This window comes from Bradyrhizobium manausense, from assembly GCF_018130615.1.
GTDB lineage: Bacteria > Pseudomonadota > Alphaproteobacteria > Rhizobiales > Xanthobacteraceae > Bradyrhizobium > Bradyrhizobium manausense_A.
On the sequence record NZ_JAFCKB010000010.1, the window covers coordinates 183,953 to 199,633 of the forward strand.

General features: G+C 64.6%; 15 protein-coding genes. 8 read left to right on the top strand and 7 right to left on the bottom strand.

Annotated elements, in window-relative coordinates:
- The first annotated feature begins 2 nt into the window (after window positions 1-2).
- Genes JQ587_RS20650 through JQ587_RS20675 form a run of 6 tightly spaced genes read left to right on the top strand, consistent with a single transcriptional unit; the run spans window position 3 to window position 5,503 of the window.
- Window positions 3-932 carry a Gfo/Idh/MocA family protein gene (locus JQ587_RS20650; RefSeq protein ID WP_212426453.1) on the top strand — a complete coding sequence of 310 codons (930 nt, stop codon included), beginning with the start codon at window positions 3-5 and terminating at the stop codon, window positions 930-932.
- Entirely contained in the window at window positions 929-2,203 is a 1,275-nt protein-coding gene (locus tag JQ587_RS20655) for a nucleotide sugar dehydrogenase (protein ID WP_212426454.1), read from the top strand. Before JQ587_RS20650 ends, JQ587_RS20655 begins: the two co-directional genes overlap by 4 nt.
- Window positions 2,204-2,223: 20 nt before the next feature.
- Window positions 2,224-2,880, top strand: a complete 657-nt coding sequence (locus tag JQ587_RS20660) for a class I SAM-dependent methyltransferase (RefSeq protein WP_212426455.1) — start codon at window positions 2,224-2,226, stop codon at window positions 2,878-2,880.
- A 15-nt stretch (window positions 2,881-2,895) separates the two neighbouring features.
- Complete coding sequence (locus JQ587_RS20665; RefSeq protein ID WP_212426456.1) at window positions 2,896-3,711, top strand: transketolase; 816 nt, start codon at window positions 2,896-2,898, stop codon at window positions 3,709-3,711.
- On the top strand, window positions 3,708-4,619 hold the full coding sequence (locus JQ587_RS20670) for a transketolase family protein (RefSeq protein WP_212426457.1): 912 nt from the start codon (window positions 3,708-3,710) through the stop codon (window positions 4,617-4,619). The genes JQ587_RS20665 and JQ587_RS20670 overlap by 4 nt, the downstream gene beginning before the upstream one ends.
- Window positions 4,620-4,627: 8 nt before the next feature.
- Window positions 4,628-5,503, top strand: a complete 876-nt coding sequence (locus tag JQ587_RS20675; protein ID WP_212426458.1) for an NAD-dependent epimerase/dehydratase family protein — start codon at window positions 4,628-4,630, stop codon at window positions 5,501-5,503.
- Here the strand turns inward: JQ587_RS20675 and JQ587_RS20680 are convergent.
- The 5 genes from JQ587_RS20680 to JQ587_RS20700 all read right to left on the bottom strand — a co-directional run bounded on the left by JQ587_RS20680 (window position 5,500) and on the right by JQ587_RS20700 (window position 12,782).
- The gene (locus JQ587_RS20680; protein ID WP_212426459.1) at window positions 5,500-6,657 is read right to left on the bottom strand and encodes a radical SAM protein; all 1,158 of its coding nucleotides are present in this window, start codon (window positions 6,655-6,657) and stop codon (window positions 5,500-5,502) included. The genes JQ587_RS20675 and JQ587_RS20680 overlap by 4 nt on opposite strands.
- A gap of 148 nt (window positions 6,658-6,805) precedes the next feature.
- Window positions 6,806-8,041 carry a rhodanese-like domain-containing protein gene (locus JQ587_RS20685; RefSeq protein WP_212298605.1) on the bottom strand — a complete coding sequence of 412 codons (1,236 nt, stop codon included), beginning with the start codon at window positions 8,039-8,041 and terminating at the stop codon, window positions 6,806-6,808.
- A 74-nt stretch (window positions 8,042-8,115) separates the two neighbouring features.
- On the bottom strand, window positions 8,116-9,291 hold the full coding sequence (locus JQ587_RS20690; RefSeq protein ID WP_212426460.1) for a PepSY-associated TM helix domain-containing protein: 1,176 nt from the start codon (window positions 9,289-9,291) through the stop codon (window positions 8,116-8,118).
- A 63-nt stretch (window positions 9,292-9,354) separates the two neighbouring features.
- Window positions 9,355-11,688, bottom strand: coding sequence for a TonB-dependent siderophore receptor (locus JQ587_RS20695; RefSeq protein WP_212426461.1), 2,334 nt, complete (start codon window positions 11,686-11,688; stop codon window positions 9,355-9,357).
- Between the two features lie 209 nt (window positions 11,689-11,897).
- A complete protein-coding gene (locus JQ587_RS20700) occupies window positions 11,898-12,782 on the bottom strand; it encodes a dihydrodipicolinate synthase family protein (RefSeq protein WP_212426462.1) in 885 nt (294 codons plus the stop codon).
- Window positions 12,783-12,959: 177 nt separating this feature from the next.
- On the opposite strand from JQ587_RS20700, the gene JQ587_RS20705 reads away from it, so the two are divergent.
- Together JQ587_RS20705 and JQ587_RS20710 are read left to right on the top strand one after the other, a co-directional pair.
- The gene (locus JQ587_RS20705; RefSeq protein ID WP_212426463.1) at window positions 12,960-14,372 is read left to right on the top strand and encodes an FAD-binding oxidoreductase; all 1,413 of its coding nucleotides are present in this window, start codon (window positions 12,960-12,962) and stop codon (window positions 14,370-14,372) included.
- An 8-nt stretch (window positions 14,373-14,380) separates the two neighbouring features.
- Window positions 14,381-15,046, top strand: coding sequence for a GntR family transcriptional regulator (locus JQ587_RS20710; protein ID WP_212426464.1), 666 nt, complete (start codon window positions 14,381-14,383; stop codon window positions 15,044-15,046).
- Between the two features lie 6 nt (window positions 15,047-15,052).
- Here JQ587_RS20710 and JQ587_RS20715 read toward each other — a convergent pair whose 3' ends face one another.
- Both JQ587_RS20715 and JQ587_RS20720 read right to left on the bottom strand, forming a co-directional pair.
- The gene (locus tag JQ587_RS20715) at window positions 15,053-15,217 is read right to left on the bottom strand and encodes a hypothetical protein (protein ID WP_212298611.1); all 165 of its coding nucleotides are present in this window, start codon (window positions 15,215-15,217) and stop codon (window positions 15,053-15,055) included.
- Between the two features lie 176 nt (window positions 15,218-15,393).
- Entirely contained in the window at window positions 15,394-15,660 is a 267-nt protein-coding gene (locus JQ587_RS20720) for a hypothetical protein (RefSeq protein WP_212426465.1), read from the bottom strand.
- Window positions 15,661-15,681: the final 21 nt, after the last annotated feature.

A 15,681-nucleotide genomic window follows, 5' to 3' on the forward strand; every position in this document is an offset into this window, starting at 1 on the left:
CGATGAAAGTCATCATCGTCGGGTACGGAGTTCAGGGCCACAAGCGTCTCAAGGTCGCGAGCGAGGACGCGGTCGGCATCGTCGATCCGGTGGCGCCTGAGGCCGACTGGCGCCGTCTCGAAGATGCGCCTCTCGATCGCTTCGATGCGGCCATTGTCTGCACACCTGATACCCCTAAGATCGAGTTGCTGCGTTACTTGCTCGAGCGCGGCAAGCATGTGCTGGTGGAGAAGCCGCTATTTGCCGTAAACGGCGACGACCTTCGCGCGCTCGAAGCGCTCGCACGCCGCACGGGCGCGTTCTGCGTGACCGCCTATAACCATCGCTTCGAGCCCCATTTCGTGCGGATGCGCGACCTGCTGCAATCCGGCAAGCTCGGCGCCATCTACCGCTGCCGCATGTTTTACGGCAACGGCACCGCCCGGCTGGTGCGCAGCTCGGCCTGGCGCGATACCGGCGATGGTGTGCTCGGCGATCTCGGTTCGCATTTGCTCGACACCGCGCGCTTCTGGTTCGGCGACCTCGCCGACAAGTTCCACATCGTGTCGGCCGAGCGGTTCGAGAATCGCGCGCCGGATCACGTGGTGATCGCCACACAGGGGCGCCCGCAGATCGAGCTCGAGATGACGCTGTTGTCCTGGCGCAACCATTTTACCTGCGACGTCTTCGCCGAACACGGTTCGGCGCATATCGAGTCGCTGTGTAAATGGGGGCCGAGCAGCTTCATCCACCGCACCCGCGTGTTGCCGAGCGGCCGTCCGCCGGAAGAGAGCCAGATCCTGGTGCAGGACGATCCGACCTGGGCACTCGAGTATGCTCAATTCAAGCAGCTCTGCGAAGCACGCGCGGAGACCGACCTTTCCAATGACATCTGGCTGCATCGCGCGCTGACGCGGCTCGGTCAGGAAATTCAGGCGGGAAGCGCCGCATGACCCGGCCCCGCATCGCCTATGCCGGCATGACCCATCTCGGCCTCTGCTCGGCGATCGCCGCAGCCGCCCAGGGTTTTGCGACGCTCGGCTTCGATGCCGATGCATCCCTGACTCGCCGCATCTCTGCGGGCGACCTACCGGTGCGCGAGCCTGCGCTCGACGATCTCCTGCGCGCGCACCGCGACCGCATCGACTTCTCTGCGGATGCAACGACGCTGCACGCCTGCGACCTCGTCTATGTCGCCCCCGACGTGCCCACCGATGGCGCCGGCGTCAGCGACCTCGGCGGCATCGACGCCCTGCTCGACATTGTGCTTACGAACACACGCGATGATGCTGTTATCGTCATCCTCAGCCAGGTGCCGCCGGGATTTACCCGCGCGCGGCAGCGTCCCGGCCGCACCATCCTCTATCAGGTCGAGACGCTGGTGTTCGGCCGCGCCGTTGAGCGCGCGACCAAGCCTGAACGCTTTATTCTCGGTTGCGTCGATCCGGATGCACCATTGCCGTCGGCGTGGCGGAGCTTCCTCGAATCCTTCGGCTGCCCGCTGCTGCCGATGCGGCTGGAGAGCGCCGAGCTGGCAAAGATCTCCATCAATTGCGCGCTGGCGGCGTCGGTCACCACCGCCAACACACTTGCCGAGCTCTGCGAGCGTGTCGGCGCCGACTGGTCCGAGATCGCGCCCGCGCTGAAGCTCGACGCGCGCATTGGCCCCCATGCTTATCTCGCGCCGGGGCTGGGGCTTGCCGGTGGCAATATCGAGCGCGACCTCGCCACAGTGATGCGGCTGTCGGAGCAGCACGGCACCGATGCCGGGATGATCCGTGCCATCGTCGCCAACAGCGCCCATCGCAAGGACTGGGCGCTGCGCGAGTTGCACGAGGCGTTGCTGGCAACAGCGCCGCAAGCGCAGATCGGCGTGCTCGGCCTCGCCTACAAGGAAAATACGCATTCGGTGAAGAACTCGGCGGCACTGGCGCTGATCGCGCAGCTCGCGGCATGGCCGGTGCGTGCGTTCGATCCGGCCGTGCCCGCCTCCGCCGCGCGGCATCCGAAGCTGACAGCCGCATCGAATGCGCTCGACGCCGCGCGCAAGGTCGATGCGCTCGCGATCATGACGCCCTGGCCGGAATTCCGCGAGCTCGCCCCCGCCGAACTCGCGCGCCTCATGCGCGGGCGGCTGATTCTCGATCCCTATCGCGTGCTCAACGCTGCCGCCGCGCATGCGGCCGGCCTCGATTATCGCACGCTCGGCGCGCGCGCGTCGTGACCACGAACCGGATGATGCCTATGACTGAGGTAAACCTCCTCTCCAAGCTGCCGCGCGGCAAGCGCAATCTCTCCGCGCGCGCCACCGCTAAGACCGAGGAACACATCCGCATCTCCCGCGAATATGGCGAGACCTATTTCGACGGCCCGCGCGAATACGGCTATGGCGGCTATCGCTATGACGGACGCTGGGTGCCGGTAGCGCGCGATTTCATCGAACACTTCTCCTTGAAGCCTGGCGACGGCGTGCTCGATATCGGCTGCGCCAAGGGCTTTCTGGTCAAGGACTTCATGATCGCCTGTCCGGGGATCGAAGCATTTGGCCTCGATATCTCCCGCTACGCGCTGATGCATTGCGAGGCGGAGACGATCGGCCGCCTGCATCTCGGCAACGCGCTGGAGCTGCCGTTTCCGGACAACAGCTTCAAGTGCGCGATCTCGCTCAACACCATTCACAATCTCGACCGCGCCGGCTGCATCCAGGCGCTGAAGGAAATCCAGCGTGTCTCGGGCGGGCGCGCCTTCGTGCAAGTGGACTCCTATCGCACGCCGGAGCAGAAGGCGGTTTTCGAGGAATGGGTGCTGACTGCCCGTTTCCACGACTATCCGCAAGGCTGGATCGCGCTCTTCCAAGAGGCCGGCTATACCGGCGATTATTTCTGGACGATCATCGAGTAGGATGAGGACGCTTTCATGACCCAAGCCAGCTTCGATGCAAGAGCGGCGCGGACGCGCTGCCAGCGCTATCGCCGGCGCATCCTCGACATCTCGCAGCGCGTCTCGGCCCTGCACATCGGCGGCGCCTTCTCCTGCACCGAGATCGTCGATGGCATCTACAATGAGCTGATGCGCAAGCCGGGCCTGTCCTCGCCCGATACTTTCCTGATGTCAAAGGGCCATGGCTGCATGATTCAGTACGTCGTGCTGGAAGAGCTCGGCGTGCTCACGCGGGCCGACCTCGACGCCTATTGCACGCCGCACGGCCGCCTTGGCGTGCATCCTGACTATGGCAATCCCGGCATCGAGGCCTCGACCGGCTCGCTCGGCCACGGCCTGTCGATGGTGGTGGGCATGGCGCTGGCCGAGCGCGGCAAGCGCCGGGACGGGATGATCTATACCGTGCTCAGCGACGGCGAGACCCAGGAGGGATCGACCTGGGAGGCCGTGCTGATGGCCTCTTCGCTGAAGCTGACCAACATCGTCGCCTTCATCGACAACAACGACTTTCAAAGCCTTGGACGCACCTCCGAAACCCATCCCTCGCTCTATCCGCTGGCTGCGAAGTTCGACGCTTTCGGCTGGGAGACTGCCGAAATCGACGGCCACGATTCCGCGGCGATCCATCGGGCAGTGTCGGCGCGCAAGGGCGACCGGCCGCTGATGGTGGTGGCGCGCACCACCAAGGGCAAGGGCGTCAGCTACATGGAGAACGCGCCGATCTGGCATTACCGCGCGCCGAGCAAGGACGAGTATGCCCAGGCGATCCGCGAGTTGGAGACACAGGCGTGAGAAACACCTTTTCCGAGACGCTGTACCAGGAAGCGACCGCCAATCCGGACGTCTACATCGTCGTCGCCGATATCTCGCCAGCCGGCAGCATGGGAAAATTTTCGAGTGAATATCCCGAGCGCTTCATCAATGTCGGCGTCGCCGAGCAGACCATGATCGGCATCGCAGCCGGCCTCGCGCTGAAGGGCTGCCAGCCCTTCGCCTACACCATCGCGACCTTCAGCCTTTATCGTCCGTTCGAGATGATCCGCGACGATCTCTGCTACCAGAACCTGCCCGTCACCGTGGTCGGCATGGGCGCGGGCGTGATCTATTCGACCCTGGGCGGTACGCATCACACGCAGGAAGACATCGCGGTCGCCTCGGCGCTGCCCAACATGCAGGTGCTCGCACCTTGCGATCCCCTCGAATGCGTTGAAGCCACGCGCTGGTGCGCGCGGCAGAAGAATGGCCCGGTATACCTGCGCATCGGCAAGGCCGGCGAGCCCGTGCTGACGGCGCAGGCCGAGCCCTGGCAGTTCGGCAAGCTGCGTTACTTGCGGCGCGGCAGCGACATCTGCATCCTCACCTATGGCGTGATCACGGCGATGGCGACCGAGATCGCCGACAGGCTCGCGGCCCAGGGGCGCTCGGTCTCGCTGGTCTCGGCGCACACGCTAAAACCGCTCGACCGCGACGGCATCGCGGCCGCCCTGCAACAGCACCGCCACGTCGTCGTGATCGAAGAGCACGCGCCACAGGGCGGGCTCGCCTCGCAGGTGAAGCAGATCGCGTGGGACGTTCGCGCCACCTGCCGGCTCGATACCTTCACGCTGCAGGACGCCTTCATCCACAATTACGGCTCGACCAACGATCTGCTCGCGGCACACGGCCTGTCGCCCGGGCGGATCCTGGCCACGATCGGCTGAGGGCGACGATGCGCGTGCTCGTGACCGGCGTCTCCGGCTTCTCGGGCAGCACGGTGGCGCGCCGGCTCGCGAGCGGCGGCCATGATGTCGTCGGCACTTATCGCCGCGACACGGATTTTCTTGCGCCTCTGCGCGGCGGCGCGCGGCTTGAGCTGCTGCGGATAGACCTAACCGACGCAAGCAAGCTTGCCGGCCCGTTCGATGCCATCGTGCACATTGCAGCGACATCGCCGGCTCCGGGCGTCGATGTCGCGACGCTGGTTCGCGACAACATCGATGCGAGTTTCGCGTTGATCAAGGCGGCCGGTCGCTGGGGTGTCGGCCGCTTCATCTTCTTCTCCTCGCTCTCCTACTACGGCCGGATCGAGCAGGACGTGGTCGACGAGGCAACGCCGGTGCGCGATCCCGACGCGTATGGCGCATCCAAACTCATCGCCGAGCAGCGGCTCGCCGAACTCTCTGCCGAGTTTTCTTCGCTGGCACTGCGCCTGCCGGGAATCGTTGGCCCGGGCGCGCACCGGAATTGGCTCGCAGGCGTCGCGTCTCGGCTGCGGGCGGGCGAACCGATACACGCCTTCCATCTCGACCGGCTCTACAACAACGCAGCTCATATCGACGACATCGCCGCACTGGTCCACGCCGTTCTGACCTGCGAGCCCTGGGGTGGCTTCGACGCAGCGGTGCTCGGCGCCGCGGGATCGCTGACGGTGCGCGAAATCATTGAACGCCTGGCACGGGCGCTTGGCGCATCAGCCAAAATCGAAGAGATCGCTCCGGCCAACACGTCGTTCACGCTATCAAGCGCGCACGCGATCGCGCGCTACGGCTACCAGCCGTCGGAGATCGGGGCGCTGATCGATCGTTACGGCCGCGAAACCAGTTAGGTGCGATCGCCTTCGCGATAGCAGCCGCGGCACACCTCGGGAATGCGTCCCTCGCGGTGATCCCGGCGAAACGTCTCGTAGGCCTCGCCATGCCAGATCGCGACGAGATCCTCGGCATTGCCGAGATCGACAACTTCAGGGTTGGCGATGGTGCAGCAGGGAACGGTGCGCATGTCGGAGGAGACATAGAGCCGCTCGAACGGCCACGGGCAAAGCTTGTCGGTCTTGCGCCAGCTATATTTGTCGGTGACGTTCCAGAACGCCACGCGCACGCCAAGCTCGCGCCCGCGCGCCATCAGCCGGTCGCAGAGCTCCTCGGTGAAGGCATCCTCCGCGACGATGTCGCGCAGCGCCTCCCCCCATTTGTCCTGGCCCCAATTGGTGAGATCGAGCGAGAAGGCCAGGCTGGTGAAGCCGGCTTCCGCGGCAAGCTCGACGAAGGCCGGCAGCTGGTGCCGGTTGGATTGCTGCACCACGACCCACATCTTGGTGCGGTCGACGCCGATCTCGCGGGAATAGGCGTTGATCAGCTTGCAATTGGCGATGACGCGCGAGAACACCGAGCCGCGGCGGATGCTCTCGAACGTCGCCTCGTCGGCGCCATCGATCGAGATCTGCACCTCGTTCGGATCGGCGTCGATCAGCCGGCGATAGTTGTCGCGCAGATGCAGCAGCGAGGCATTCGTGGTGGTGCGCACCCAGATCTCGCGCTCGCGCGCATGGCGCAGCATGGCGAGATATGCGTCGCCCTGCATCAGCGGCTCGCCCATGCCCTGGAGCTTGATCTCGATCAGGCCGTATTGCTGGTCGAGCAGTGCCTTGAAACTGTCGAGCGGCATGTCGCCGGCACGCTGGCCTTTGTGCCAGTCACTGACCTGGCACATGGTGCAGCGGAAATTGCAACGGCTGACATTCTCGATGTCGAGCTTGATCGGCAGATAGTCGACGATTCTGCGATCAGTCCGCGCGCGCAGATATTTGTCGTAGTTGGCGCGGCGACGCGGATCGAAGGCCAGCGCGCGCTCACGTTGGTCGGCATAGGCGGCCGAGCCCATCGACGGTTCCGGCGCCGGCAAGTTGCGCAGGAATGCGGCGCTTGCGGTGGTGTCTTGAGTCGAGGCTGGTCGTTCGATCGTATCGGCGTCGTGGGCCATTTGCGTCCGTCGCGGCGGGATCCCGGAACCCGGGATGTCTGGGCAGAACGCAAAACTGATTCGGGTTAAAATCGACCATCATTCGCACGGCGAGGCAAGGCCTGGTCCGTCCGATCCGTACGACTCCGGTGGATCAAGGCGCCCACGCTCAGATCACATAGAACCCATGCGTGCCGTCGCGGCGGAGCTGGTCGACGAGACCGTATTCCCAGTCGAGATAGGCCTGCATGGCGCGCTCGGCGATGTCCGTTCCCTCGTAGGGGCGGCGGTAGCGATGGGCGGGGTCGGGCTTCGGCAGCACGAGCGGCGGACCGACCTCGAGCGTGCCGGCATCATAGCCGCCTTCGAGCACATAGACCTCCCAGCCCATCTGCGCGAGCCAGGACGCCGTCATGTCGGCGCGCACGCCCTTGTCGTCGGTCAGGACGATGCGCGCACCGCGCACCGGCGCGGCCATGTCGGTCTCCTGGACGAGCTGGCCGCCGGGATAGTGGCGGAAGCCCGGGAGATGACCGGCCGCATAGTCCTCCGCGTCGCGGACGTCGAACCGATAGAGAGTGCGACAGGTCTCGGCGACCAACGCCGACATCTCGTTCGCGCCGATATGGCGGACGCCGGCACGATAGGCGAGGTCGCGGGCGTTGGCCGGGCCGTTCTCGAATGACCCGATCGCACCGCGCCGGTCGGCGCCATGCGCGAGCGTGTGTCGCGCCAGCGTCCAGCCGATCGTGCCGTTGCGCAGCGCCCGCACCTTGTTGGGCACGCCGGCATTGATCAGCGACTGGGTGCCGATGATCGACCGGGTGCGGCCCGCGCAATTGACAATGATGGTGGTGTCGGGATCGGGCGCGGCCTGGCCGGCCCGCAGCACCAGCTCCGCTCCGGGCACGCTGACCGAGCCCGGAATGTTCATGGTCGCGTATTCGTCGAAGCGGCGAACGTCGAGGATGGCGATATTGGCCTTGTCAGCGATCAGTTTTGCCACTTCGTCGGCACTGAACGACGGCGTATGGCGACGTGCCTCAACCAGCTCGCCGAACGCCTTTGAGTAGGAGTTGACGTCCTCGAACACCTCATAGCCCGCCGCCCGCCACGCTTTCAGACCACCATCGAGCGCACGGACTTTGCTGTAGCCAAGCGCAGCCAGCCGTTCGGCGCCGGCTGCGATCAGTCCCTCACCGTCATCAAAGAGGACGACCGGCGCATCCTTACGCGGCAGCCGCACCGTGGCCTCGATCTCGATCCGGTCCACAGCCATGTTGGCCGCGAACAGCGGATGACCAGTGGCGAAGGCGGCCTCGTGCCTGAGATCGAGCAGCGCGATTTCCTCGCGCAACAGCAGCGCACGGCGGATATCGGCGGGGGTAACGGTCGAAAGCTTCATGGAGCGAACCCGGGTAAGGACAGGCCGTGGGCTTTTGGACCATTGCGACGGCCTTGGCTAGCCTTCGCGTCCGATCACTCGCCCGGAACCAGCCGCCCGAGCGGCGGGTGCGCCGGACGCCGCAACTTGCGGCGCGACAGGTACAAGAGCACGCCGGTGATCGCAAACAGAGGCATCATCGCCGCAGCCACCATGAACGCAAGCTTGCCGGGCCAGCCCAGCACAGTGCCGCGGTGGATGTCGAGCACGCTCGCAATGGCCTTCTCGCCGAGTGTCTTGTCGGCATAGCGCTCCACGGAGACGACCTGGCCGGTGACCGCATCGATGCGGAACTCATCCCGCATGGATTCAAGCGTGGAGTCCTTCGGCCACGACCGGACCCGCATCACCGTGCCTGGGCCGGGCGGGAGCATCAGCTGAGCCTTGGCGAAACCACCGCTCTCCTCGCGCAGGAGGGTCGACCAGGCGCGATCGAAGCCGACCGGCTGAGCCGGCACAGCGCGACCGGAGGACTGCTTCGGCTGTACCTTCGCCGCTGCCACATGCGGTCGCGACAGCAGCCAGATCACGCCGTCCTTGTACCAGTCAAAGGAGTACCAGAGCCCGGTGAGCGTCATGACGAGATAGATCGGCAGAACCCAGGTGCCGATAACAGCGTGCAACGAACGATGCAGGCCGCGGCCGCTGAGCCCGAGATTCGGCTTCAGCCACATCTTCACGCTGCTCGCCCGGCGCGGCCAGCGCAGCACGAGACCCGAAATCAGCATCACGATCAGGCCCATCGCGGCAACGCCCGTAATCTGACGGCCCCAACCCTTGGCATCGCCGGGAATGAGCAGCCAGCGATGCAGTCTGCGTACCGTCGCGAAGAAGTCCTCACCGCGCGGGACACCCAGCACGCGGCCATCATAGGGATCGAGATAGAACGATGACGGCCGCGTGCCCTGCCCGTCACGCGCGAAGCGGATATAAGCGGCGGCTGACGGATCGCTCGACAGTGTGATGCCCGCGACCTTGCCGGCATTCGGCACAGCGTTCAGGCGCGTGACCAGTTCATCCGGCAGTAGCGCCGGCGTCGTCCGTGGCGCGACCTGCATGATGCCGGCATTCAGATGGTCAACGATCTCGTCCTCAAAGCTCATGATCACGCCGGTCAGCGCGATCAGAGAAAGCAGCAGCGCGAGCACCAGGCCCGCGATGGAATGGACCTGGAGCAGTACGGCTTTAATTATGGACCCGAACCTATGCATCGGCGCAGGCCCGCGTGATCGACAGGACAGAGCCATCACCGCCTTGGTGCCGCATTCCCGTTATCAAAACTTCACCGTTGCCGACAGTGAGATGCGTCGACCGTCACCCATTGCGACGTTCAAGGCGTTCCCGGTGGTGGAAGTGTAGTAGACCTTGTCGAAGAGGTTCTTGACGTTGAACTGATAGGTCACCGGAACCTTGTCGATCCTGGTGTCGTAGGTCGCGAAGATGTCAGCGACGGTGTAGGCCGGCAGGAAGAACGAGTTGAGGGAGTCGCCCGGCCGGTCGCCAACATAATGTGCGCCGCCGCCGAGCCGCAGACGTCCGGGCAGCCGATCGCCGAAATCATAGACGAGGTAGAGCGACGCCGTGTTCATCGCGGCGTTCAGCAATTTTGCATTGCCGACCTGGGGATCGTTGATCAGCCGGGCATCGGTATATCCATAGCTGCCGATCATGGCCCATTCATCGGTCAGCCTGCCGGTGACATCCAATTCGACACCGCGCGACCGGGCCGCACCAGAGGCGCGCGCCGCCGACTTGCCGCCACCGATGTCATCGATCACCAGCACGTTCTTCTTCTGGATGTCATAGACGGCCAGGGTGCCCGACAGACGCTTGCTGACGTCGAATTTCAGCCCGGTTTCCCACTGCGTTCCCTCTTCGGGCGCAAAGCTGGAGTCGACGACGAAGCCAGTAGGAGCACCGGAGAAAAGCGCGATGGTCGAGGTCGGCTTCAGCGACTGCGTATAGCTCACATAGTAGGAGAGCTCTTCGCTAAGCTTGACGATGACACCGCCGAGCGGCAGCACCTTGTCGCCCGCCAGATTTGTATTGGTGACGAACAGAGGCCGGCCCTTTCCGGCGAGCTGCTCGTATTGCATCCAGCGTACGCCGCCGACCACGGACAGCCAGTTGGTCAGATGGAACGTATCCTGGGCGAACAAACCGCGGGTGCCGAGCTTGTCGGTCTGCTCACTGTCCGTCGCCGAGACGGTCGTGCCCGGTGTGACCAGTCCATAGATCGGGTTGTAGAAATTGAAGCTCGGAGTCGCCTGGCGGATCAGGTCGCGGCGATCAATCGTCCGATACAGCGCCTCGCCGCCAAACAGGATCTCATTGCGGAAGCCGCCCGCCCAAACATCACCCTGCAGATAGGAGGTGCCATAGCTGGCGTTGCTCAGCGAGTTCTGGGTGCCGTCGTTGCTGCGCGTTTCCGCGCCGGTCGCGGCGTTGACGCTGGTGATGCGAAGCTGGTTGGCGCTGTAGGTCTCGGTGTTGTAGCTGTAGGCCGCCGTAACCTTCCAATTGTCGTCGAGCTTCTGCTCGACTGAGCCCTGGACCAGGTCGGACGTGCCCCACATGTTGTTGAAGGGCTCGTCGAGCCGGCGCGTCGCCGGGATCGGCAGCGGGGCGCCGTTGACGAAGGCGGTGCCTCGGTCGAACGGAGTGATGAACTCGCGATGCTCGTAGGTGAGTTGGACCGTCGTGGTCTCACCGTACCAGGCGAGGGACGGGTTCACGAGCATTTCCCGATGGCGGCCGAAATTGCGCCAATAATCCTCGCTGACGCCGTAGCCGATGAAACGGTAGGCGAGACCGCCGTCGCCGATCGGTCCGGTGACGTCGAGGGTGCCGTCAGCGCCGTTATGGTTGTTGGCGTAGGTCGAGCCGAGCAGAGTGACCGAACCGTGCTGATAGAGCTCCGGGCGCTTGCTGATGGTGTTGACGACGCCGCCTGGATCCATGATGCCGTAGAGCAGCGACGCCGGCCCCTTCAGCACTTCGACGCTGTCGACGGCGGCGTTCAGGCTGCGGCCCTGCACCAGCGGCATACCGTTGCGCATGATTGAGCCGTCGCGATTGTCGCCAAAGCCGCGGCGGATGACCGCGTCCTGTGTACCGGCGAGCGTATTGGTCTGGGTGATTCCGCTGATGTTGACCAGTGCATCGTCGATATTGCGCGGGAGTTGATCCTTGAGCACTTGCGCGGGCACGACGTTGACGGATTGTGAGGTGTCGAGCGGCGATGCGCCCGAGCGCAGCGTGGATGCGTTCGGCATTGCGCGATAGCCGAGCTTTGCTGCTTGTTGTGCGACAGCCTCAGTCGCGGCACGTTCGGACGGCGTCGGCGCGGCCAGTGCAGCGGCAGTTTGGTTCCGGCGCGCAACCGCCTGTGTACGCCGTTGCGACTGCTCCGAAGCCCGCGCCGGCTTCGGCCGCTGCGCCGGCGCATCCACATTCACCGGCGGCAGCGCCGTTTGCGCCTGCGCGACGGTGGCGCTGGAGGGATATTCGGCGAGCAGCACAGCCGCTCCGATGAGAAGACCAGCGCGGCTCTTGCCGGCGCGATTTCGATGACCTCTGACGCGAGGACCATCCACCAAGGCACGCACTTTCGATTCACTTCCAAGTCACAGCATTGAAGCTGGCGCATCTACCAGCCGCTGCGAATGAAGAGAACCGTAAGCGGGCTTGAATCTCTCTAGTATGGAATCGTTCTAGGCGCGAATGCGCCTGCAGCGGCAATCAGAGATGTCCTGTCTGATCGACCGCGACATGCTGAACGCGAAATCGCGGCAGCATGTCGCAGTGTCACGCGATCTCAGGCGATCGCAAGACTGGTCAGTTCGTCGAGCTTCGCCTTGAGCGCGGTCCCGTCCGACAGCGCGCGCAGCGGCGGTCGCACACGCAACCAGCCGGCGTCGCCGGTTTGCGCAGCCAGGATCGCTTTCAGCGTCGTGAGGAAGGATGGTGACTTCACCACGATATCGACCGCGGCCTGCATGCGCGCTTCGACGTCCTTGCCGTCGATCATCGCCTTGACCAGTTCCGGCGTAATGTTGGCCATGCCGCAGATGGTGCCGGCGCCGCCGCCGGCGATCGCACGCGCAATATCGGTTTCGTTGCCGACGGTGATGGCCAGTTCAGGAGCAGCAGCGCGGAACGCCTGGAACTGCTTGAAGTCGCCGCTGGAGTCTTTCAGCCCCGCAACCACCTTACCGTAGCGCTTGCGCAAGTTCGCGGCGACCGTCGTCGGGATCGCGACACCCGAGACCTGCGGGATATGATAGAGATAGGCGAGCAGACGATCGTCGGCGACACCGTCGAAGATCGCCGCGAATGCATCCTCGATGCCTTCAGGCGTGGCGCTGCGATCGAAGTAAGGCGGTAGATACAGCACGTGGCGCAGGCCTAGGCCGAGCACCGCGCGCGTCAACGCAATGCCGTCGCTGATGGCGGGAAAGCCGCCGCCGATGCCGATGCGCTCCGCCGGCACACCGGCCTTGAGCACGGCTTCGGTGGTCGCGACGCGTTCGTTGACATTGAAGGATGTGCCCTCGCCGGTGGTGCCGAACAGTACGACGCCATCGACGCCTTTGCTAAAAAGGTGCTTGGCATGAGCGGCAAGCTTGGCGGGGTCCACATTGCCGTCCGCCGTCAGCGGCGTTGCCGACGCCACCCAGAACCCGCGAATTGCCTCCGTCATAGCACCACCCATTGTTGCGGCTCCAAATAAGCCCCTGATCTTCAATGATCTTTGGGGGTCTATCGAGCCTTGTTTTTGCTTTACTTTTTAGCTTGTACCTTACATACAAGATCCACGCAAACCCTTTCCGCCCTCACGGCGCGCATGAGGCGCAGCCAAATTGAGAGGAGGTCTCGCATGAACATGGTGACCCCCGTCGGTCAGCCCGAGCCATTGCTCGCTGCGTTGCGCGACAAGCTTGGCGCCGCAGCCGTTCTGACCGGCAGCGACGTGCCCGCGCGCAATTGCAACGACTGGAGCGCGAGCCTGCCGCAAACGCCGCTGGCGGTGATCCGCCCGCTCGATGCGCAGGGCGTTGCCGATGCGATCCTGACCTGCCGGCAGGCGCGCCTGCCATTCGTGCCGCAAGGCGGCCTGACTGGCCTCTGCCGCGGCGCCGCGCCTGAAGCGGGCTGGGTTGCGATCTCGCTGGAGCGCATGGCCGGCATCGAGGAGATCGACCGCGCTTCGATGACGATGACGGTGAAATCAGGCACGCCGCTGGAGACGATCCAGAAGGCCGCGGACGAAGCCGGCTTCTTCTTTCCGCTCGATCTCGGCTCGCGTGGCTCCTGCGCGATCGGCGGCAATCTCTCCACCAACGCCGGCGGCAACCGCGTCATTCGCTACGGCATGACGCGAGAGCTGGTGCTCGGTCTCGAAGTGGTGCTGCCCGACGGCACCGTCATCACCAGCCTCAACAAGCTGATGAAGAACAACGCCGGCTATGACCTGAAGCATCTCTTCATCGGCTCGGAAGGCACGCTCGGCATCATCACCCGCGTGGTGCTTCGGCTATTTCCAAAGCCGCGCTCGACCATGGCCGCGCTCTGTGCGCTGAAGGACTATGCCGCCGTGATTGCGCTGCTCGATGCCGCACGCAGCGGGCTCGGCCCGCTGCTGTCGGCGTTCGAGGTGATGTGGCCCGATTATTGGGACGTGATCACGACCCGCGCCGGCGTCAAGCCGCCAGTCGCCGCCGGCCTCGGCCTTTACGTGCTGGTCGAGGCGCAAGGCACCGACGAGAGCGTCGATGCGCCGCGCTTCCAGGCCTGGCTCGAAGAGTTGATGGAGCGCGGGCTGCTCACTGATGCCGCCGTGGCGCAATCGCTGGCGCAGACGCAGGCGTTCTGGCGCGTGCGCGACATCTGCGCCGAGTTCGGCCAGGTGCTGGGCCCGCACATCTCCTATGACATCGGCCTTGCGGTGGCGCGGATGGACGAGTTCGCCGCGCGCTGCAAGGCGGCGCTGGCTTCCGGCATCAAGGGCTGCGAGAGCGTCTATTACGGCCATATCGGCGACGGCAATCTGCACCTCGTCTCCTGGGTCACGGGCCTTCCCGTCGAGCAGCAGCCAAAGGAAGCGATGGACACGATCATCTACGGCCTCGTCCGCGACATGGGCGGCAGTGTCTCCGCCGAGCACGGCATCGGCACGCTGAAGAAGAAGTGGCTGGGCCACGCCCGCAGCGAGCCCGAGATCGCCTTGATGCGGACGCTGAAGGCCGCACTCGATCCCGATCATCTGCTCAACCCCGGCAAGGTGATCTGAGAGCGCCGATGCGATCGCTCAAGCTCGATGCGCCGAAATCGCTGTCGCAACGGGTGATGCTGCGATTGCGGCAGGCGATCATCGACGGCGAGTTTGCGCTCGGCGCTACCATCTCCGAGGAGATGGTGGCCAATTCTTTCGGCGTCAGCCGCACGCCGGTGCGCGAGGCGATGGGCCAGTTGCAGGCGCAGGGGCTCGTGGTGATCAGGCCGCAGGTCGGCAGCTTTGTGTTCACGCCGAGCGCCGAGGACATTGCCGCGCTCTGCACCTTCCGCATCGCGCTCGAACCGAAGGCCGCGGAGCTTGCCTTTCGCCACGACCGCTATGGCGCGATCGCGACCATGAGCGATGCGATCGCGGCGATGGAGCCGGCGGTCGAGGCCAGGGACAACGTTGCCTATGGACGTGCCGACGCCGCCTTTCACGAGGGCTTGTTCGCACATTGCGGCAACCGCTATCTCGCCGAATCCTACCAACTCGTCTCGGGCCGGGTCGCCGCGCTCCGCACCAATCTGACCTCGCCGATCGACGTGCGCACCCGCTCGTCATTCGACGAGCACCGCAAGCTGCTCGATCTGTTCGCACGTGGCGAGTTTTCGGCGTTCGAAGCGGCAATGACGACGCATATCACCAATTCGGGTCTGGTCTACGCCAAAGCCCTGAAAGTGAATTGAGCGGTTCTATCGCGCGCCTGCCGATCCCGGTCTGTCCAAGAAATCCAGCGCGGTGTTGATCTGTTCGAGCTGATGCTCGATCTTGTCGCGATCCTCGACCGATTCCGCCTTCTCGAGCTGTTCCACGAGCTTCTGCTTCCGTGACAGCAAATTCTCTATGACTGTACTCACAGCTCCCCCATCGCCCGAGGCGAATATCGAAGCAGTCCGGATCCCGGACACGGGCGCACGCGAGCACGGCTCGCGCCGATCCCTTAAGCCAGAATGTTCGCGATGGTGGATGGTTCCTATGGATGAACCGCGGCGCACGAGGATGGAACTGTTTGGGCAGGCCGTCGCCGGCTCGATCAGTGTCCCCAAAATGCCGGCCGCGGTGAGGAGCCGGAAGACGGATCGCTGACATGCATCTGCGGCAAGCGCACTGCTCCGGGAGGCGAGGCGAGGCTCGCGAGCAGCACCGGCGCGACTGGGGTGCGCGCAACCGAGACCGAGAACACCACCAGCAGCGCGCAGACCATGCAGAGCCGCATCTGCACCGTCCTGCGATCGCAGATCGGCAGAAACAGGAAAAACAACATCGCCAGGATCAGCAGCGCGTCGATCAGAAATAACATGGATACCTCCCTTGAAACGGG

Coding starts and splice junctions, on each gene's coding strand:
- JQ587_RS20710 (WP_212426464.1), top strand. CDS start 14,381: ATGCGATCGCTCAAGCTCGATGCGCCGAAATCGCTGTCGCAACGGGTG.
- JQ587_RS20650 (WP_212426453.1), top strand. CDS start 3: ATGAAAGTCATCATCGTCGGGTACGGAGTTCAGGGCCACAAGCGTCTC.
- JQ587_RS20675 (WP_212426458.1), top strand. CDS start 4,628: ATGCGCGTGCTCGTGACCGGCGTCTCCGGCTTCTCGGGCAGCACGGTG.
- JQ587_RS20720 (WP_212426465.1), bottom strand. CDS start 15,660: ATGTTATTTCTGATCGACGCGCTGCTGATCCTGGCGATGTTGTTTTTC.
- JQ587_RS20680 (WP_212426459.1), bottom strand. CDS start 6,657: ATGGCCCACGACGCCGATACGATCGAACGACCAGCCTCGACTCAAGAC.
- JQ587_RS20700 (WP_212426462.1), bottom strand. CDS start 12,782: ATGACGGAGGCAATTCGCGGGTTCTGGGTGGCGTCGGCAACGCCGCTG.
- JQ587_RS20665 (WP_212426456.1), top strand. CDS start 2,896: ATGACCCAAGCCAGCTTCGATGCAAGAGCGGCGCGGACGCGCTGCCAG.
- JQ587_RS20685 (WP_212298605.1), bottom strand. CDS start 8,041: ATGAAGCTTTCGACCGTTACCCCCGCCGATATCCGCCGTGCGCTGCTG.
- JQ587_RS20660 (WP_212426455.1), top strand. CDS start 2,224: ATGACTGAGGTAAACCTCCTCTCCAAGCTGCCGCGCGGCAAGCGCAAT.
- JQ587_RS20690 (WP_212426460.1), bottom strand. CDS start 9,291: ATGCATAGGTTCGGGTCCATAATTAAAGCCGTACTGCTCCAGGTCCAT.
- JQ587_RS20655 (WP_212426454.1), top strand. CDS start 929: ATGACCCGGCCCCGCATCGCCTATGCCGGCATGACCCATCTCGGCCTC.
- JQ587_RS20705 (WP_212426463.1), top strand. CDS start 12,960: ATGAACATGGTGACCCCCGTCGGTCAGCCCGAGCCATTGCTCGCTGCG.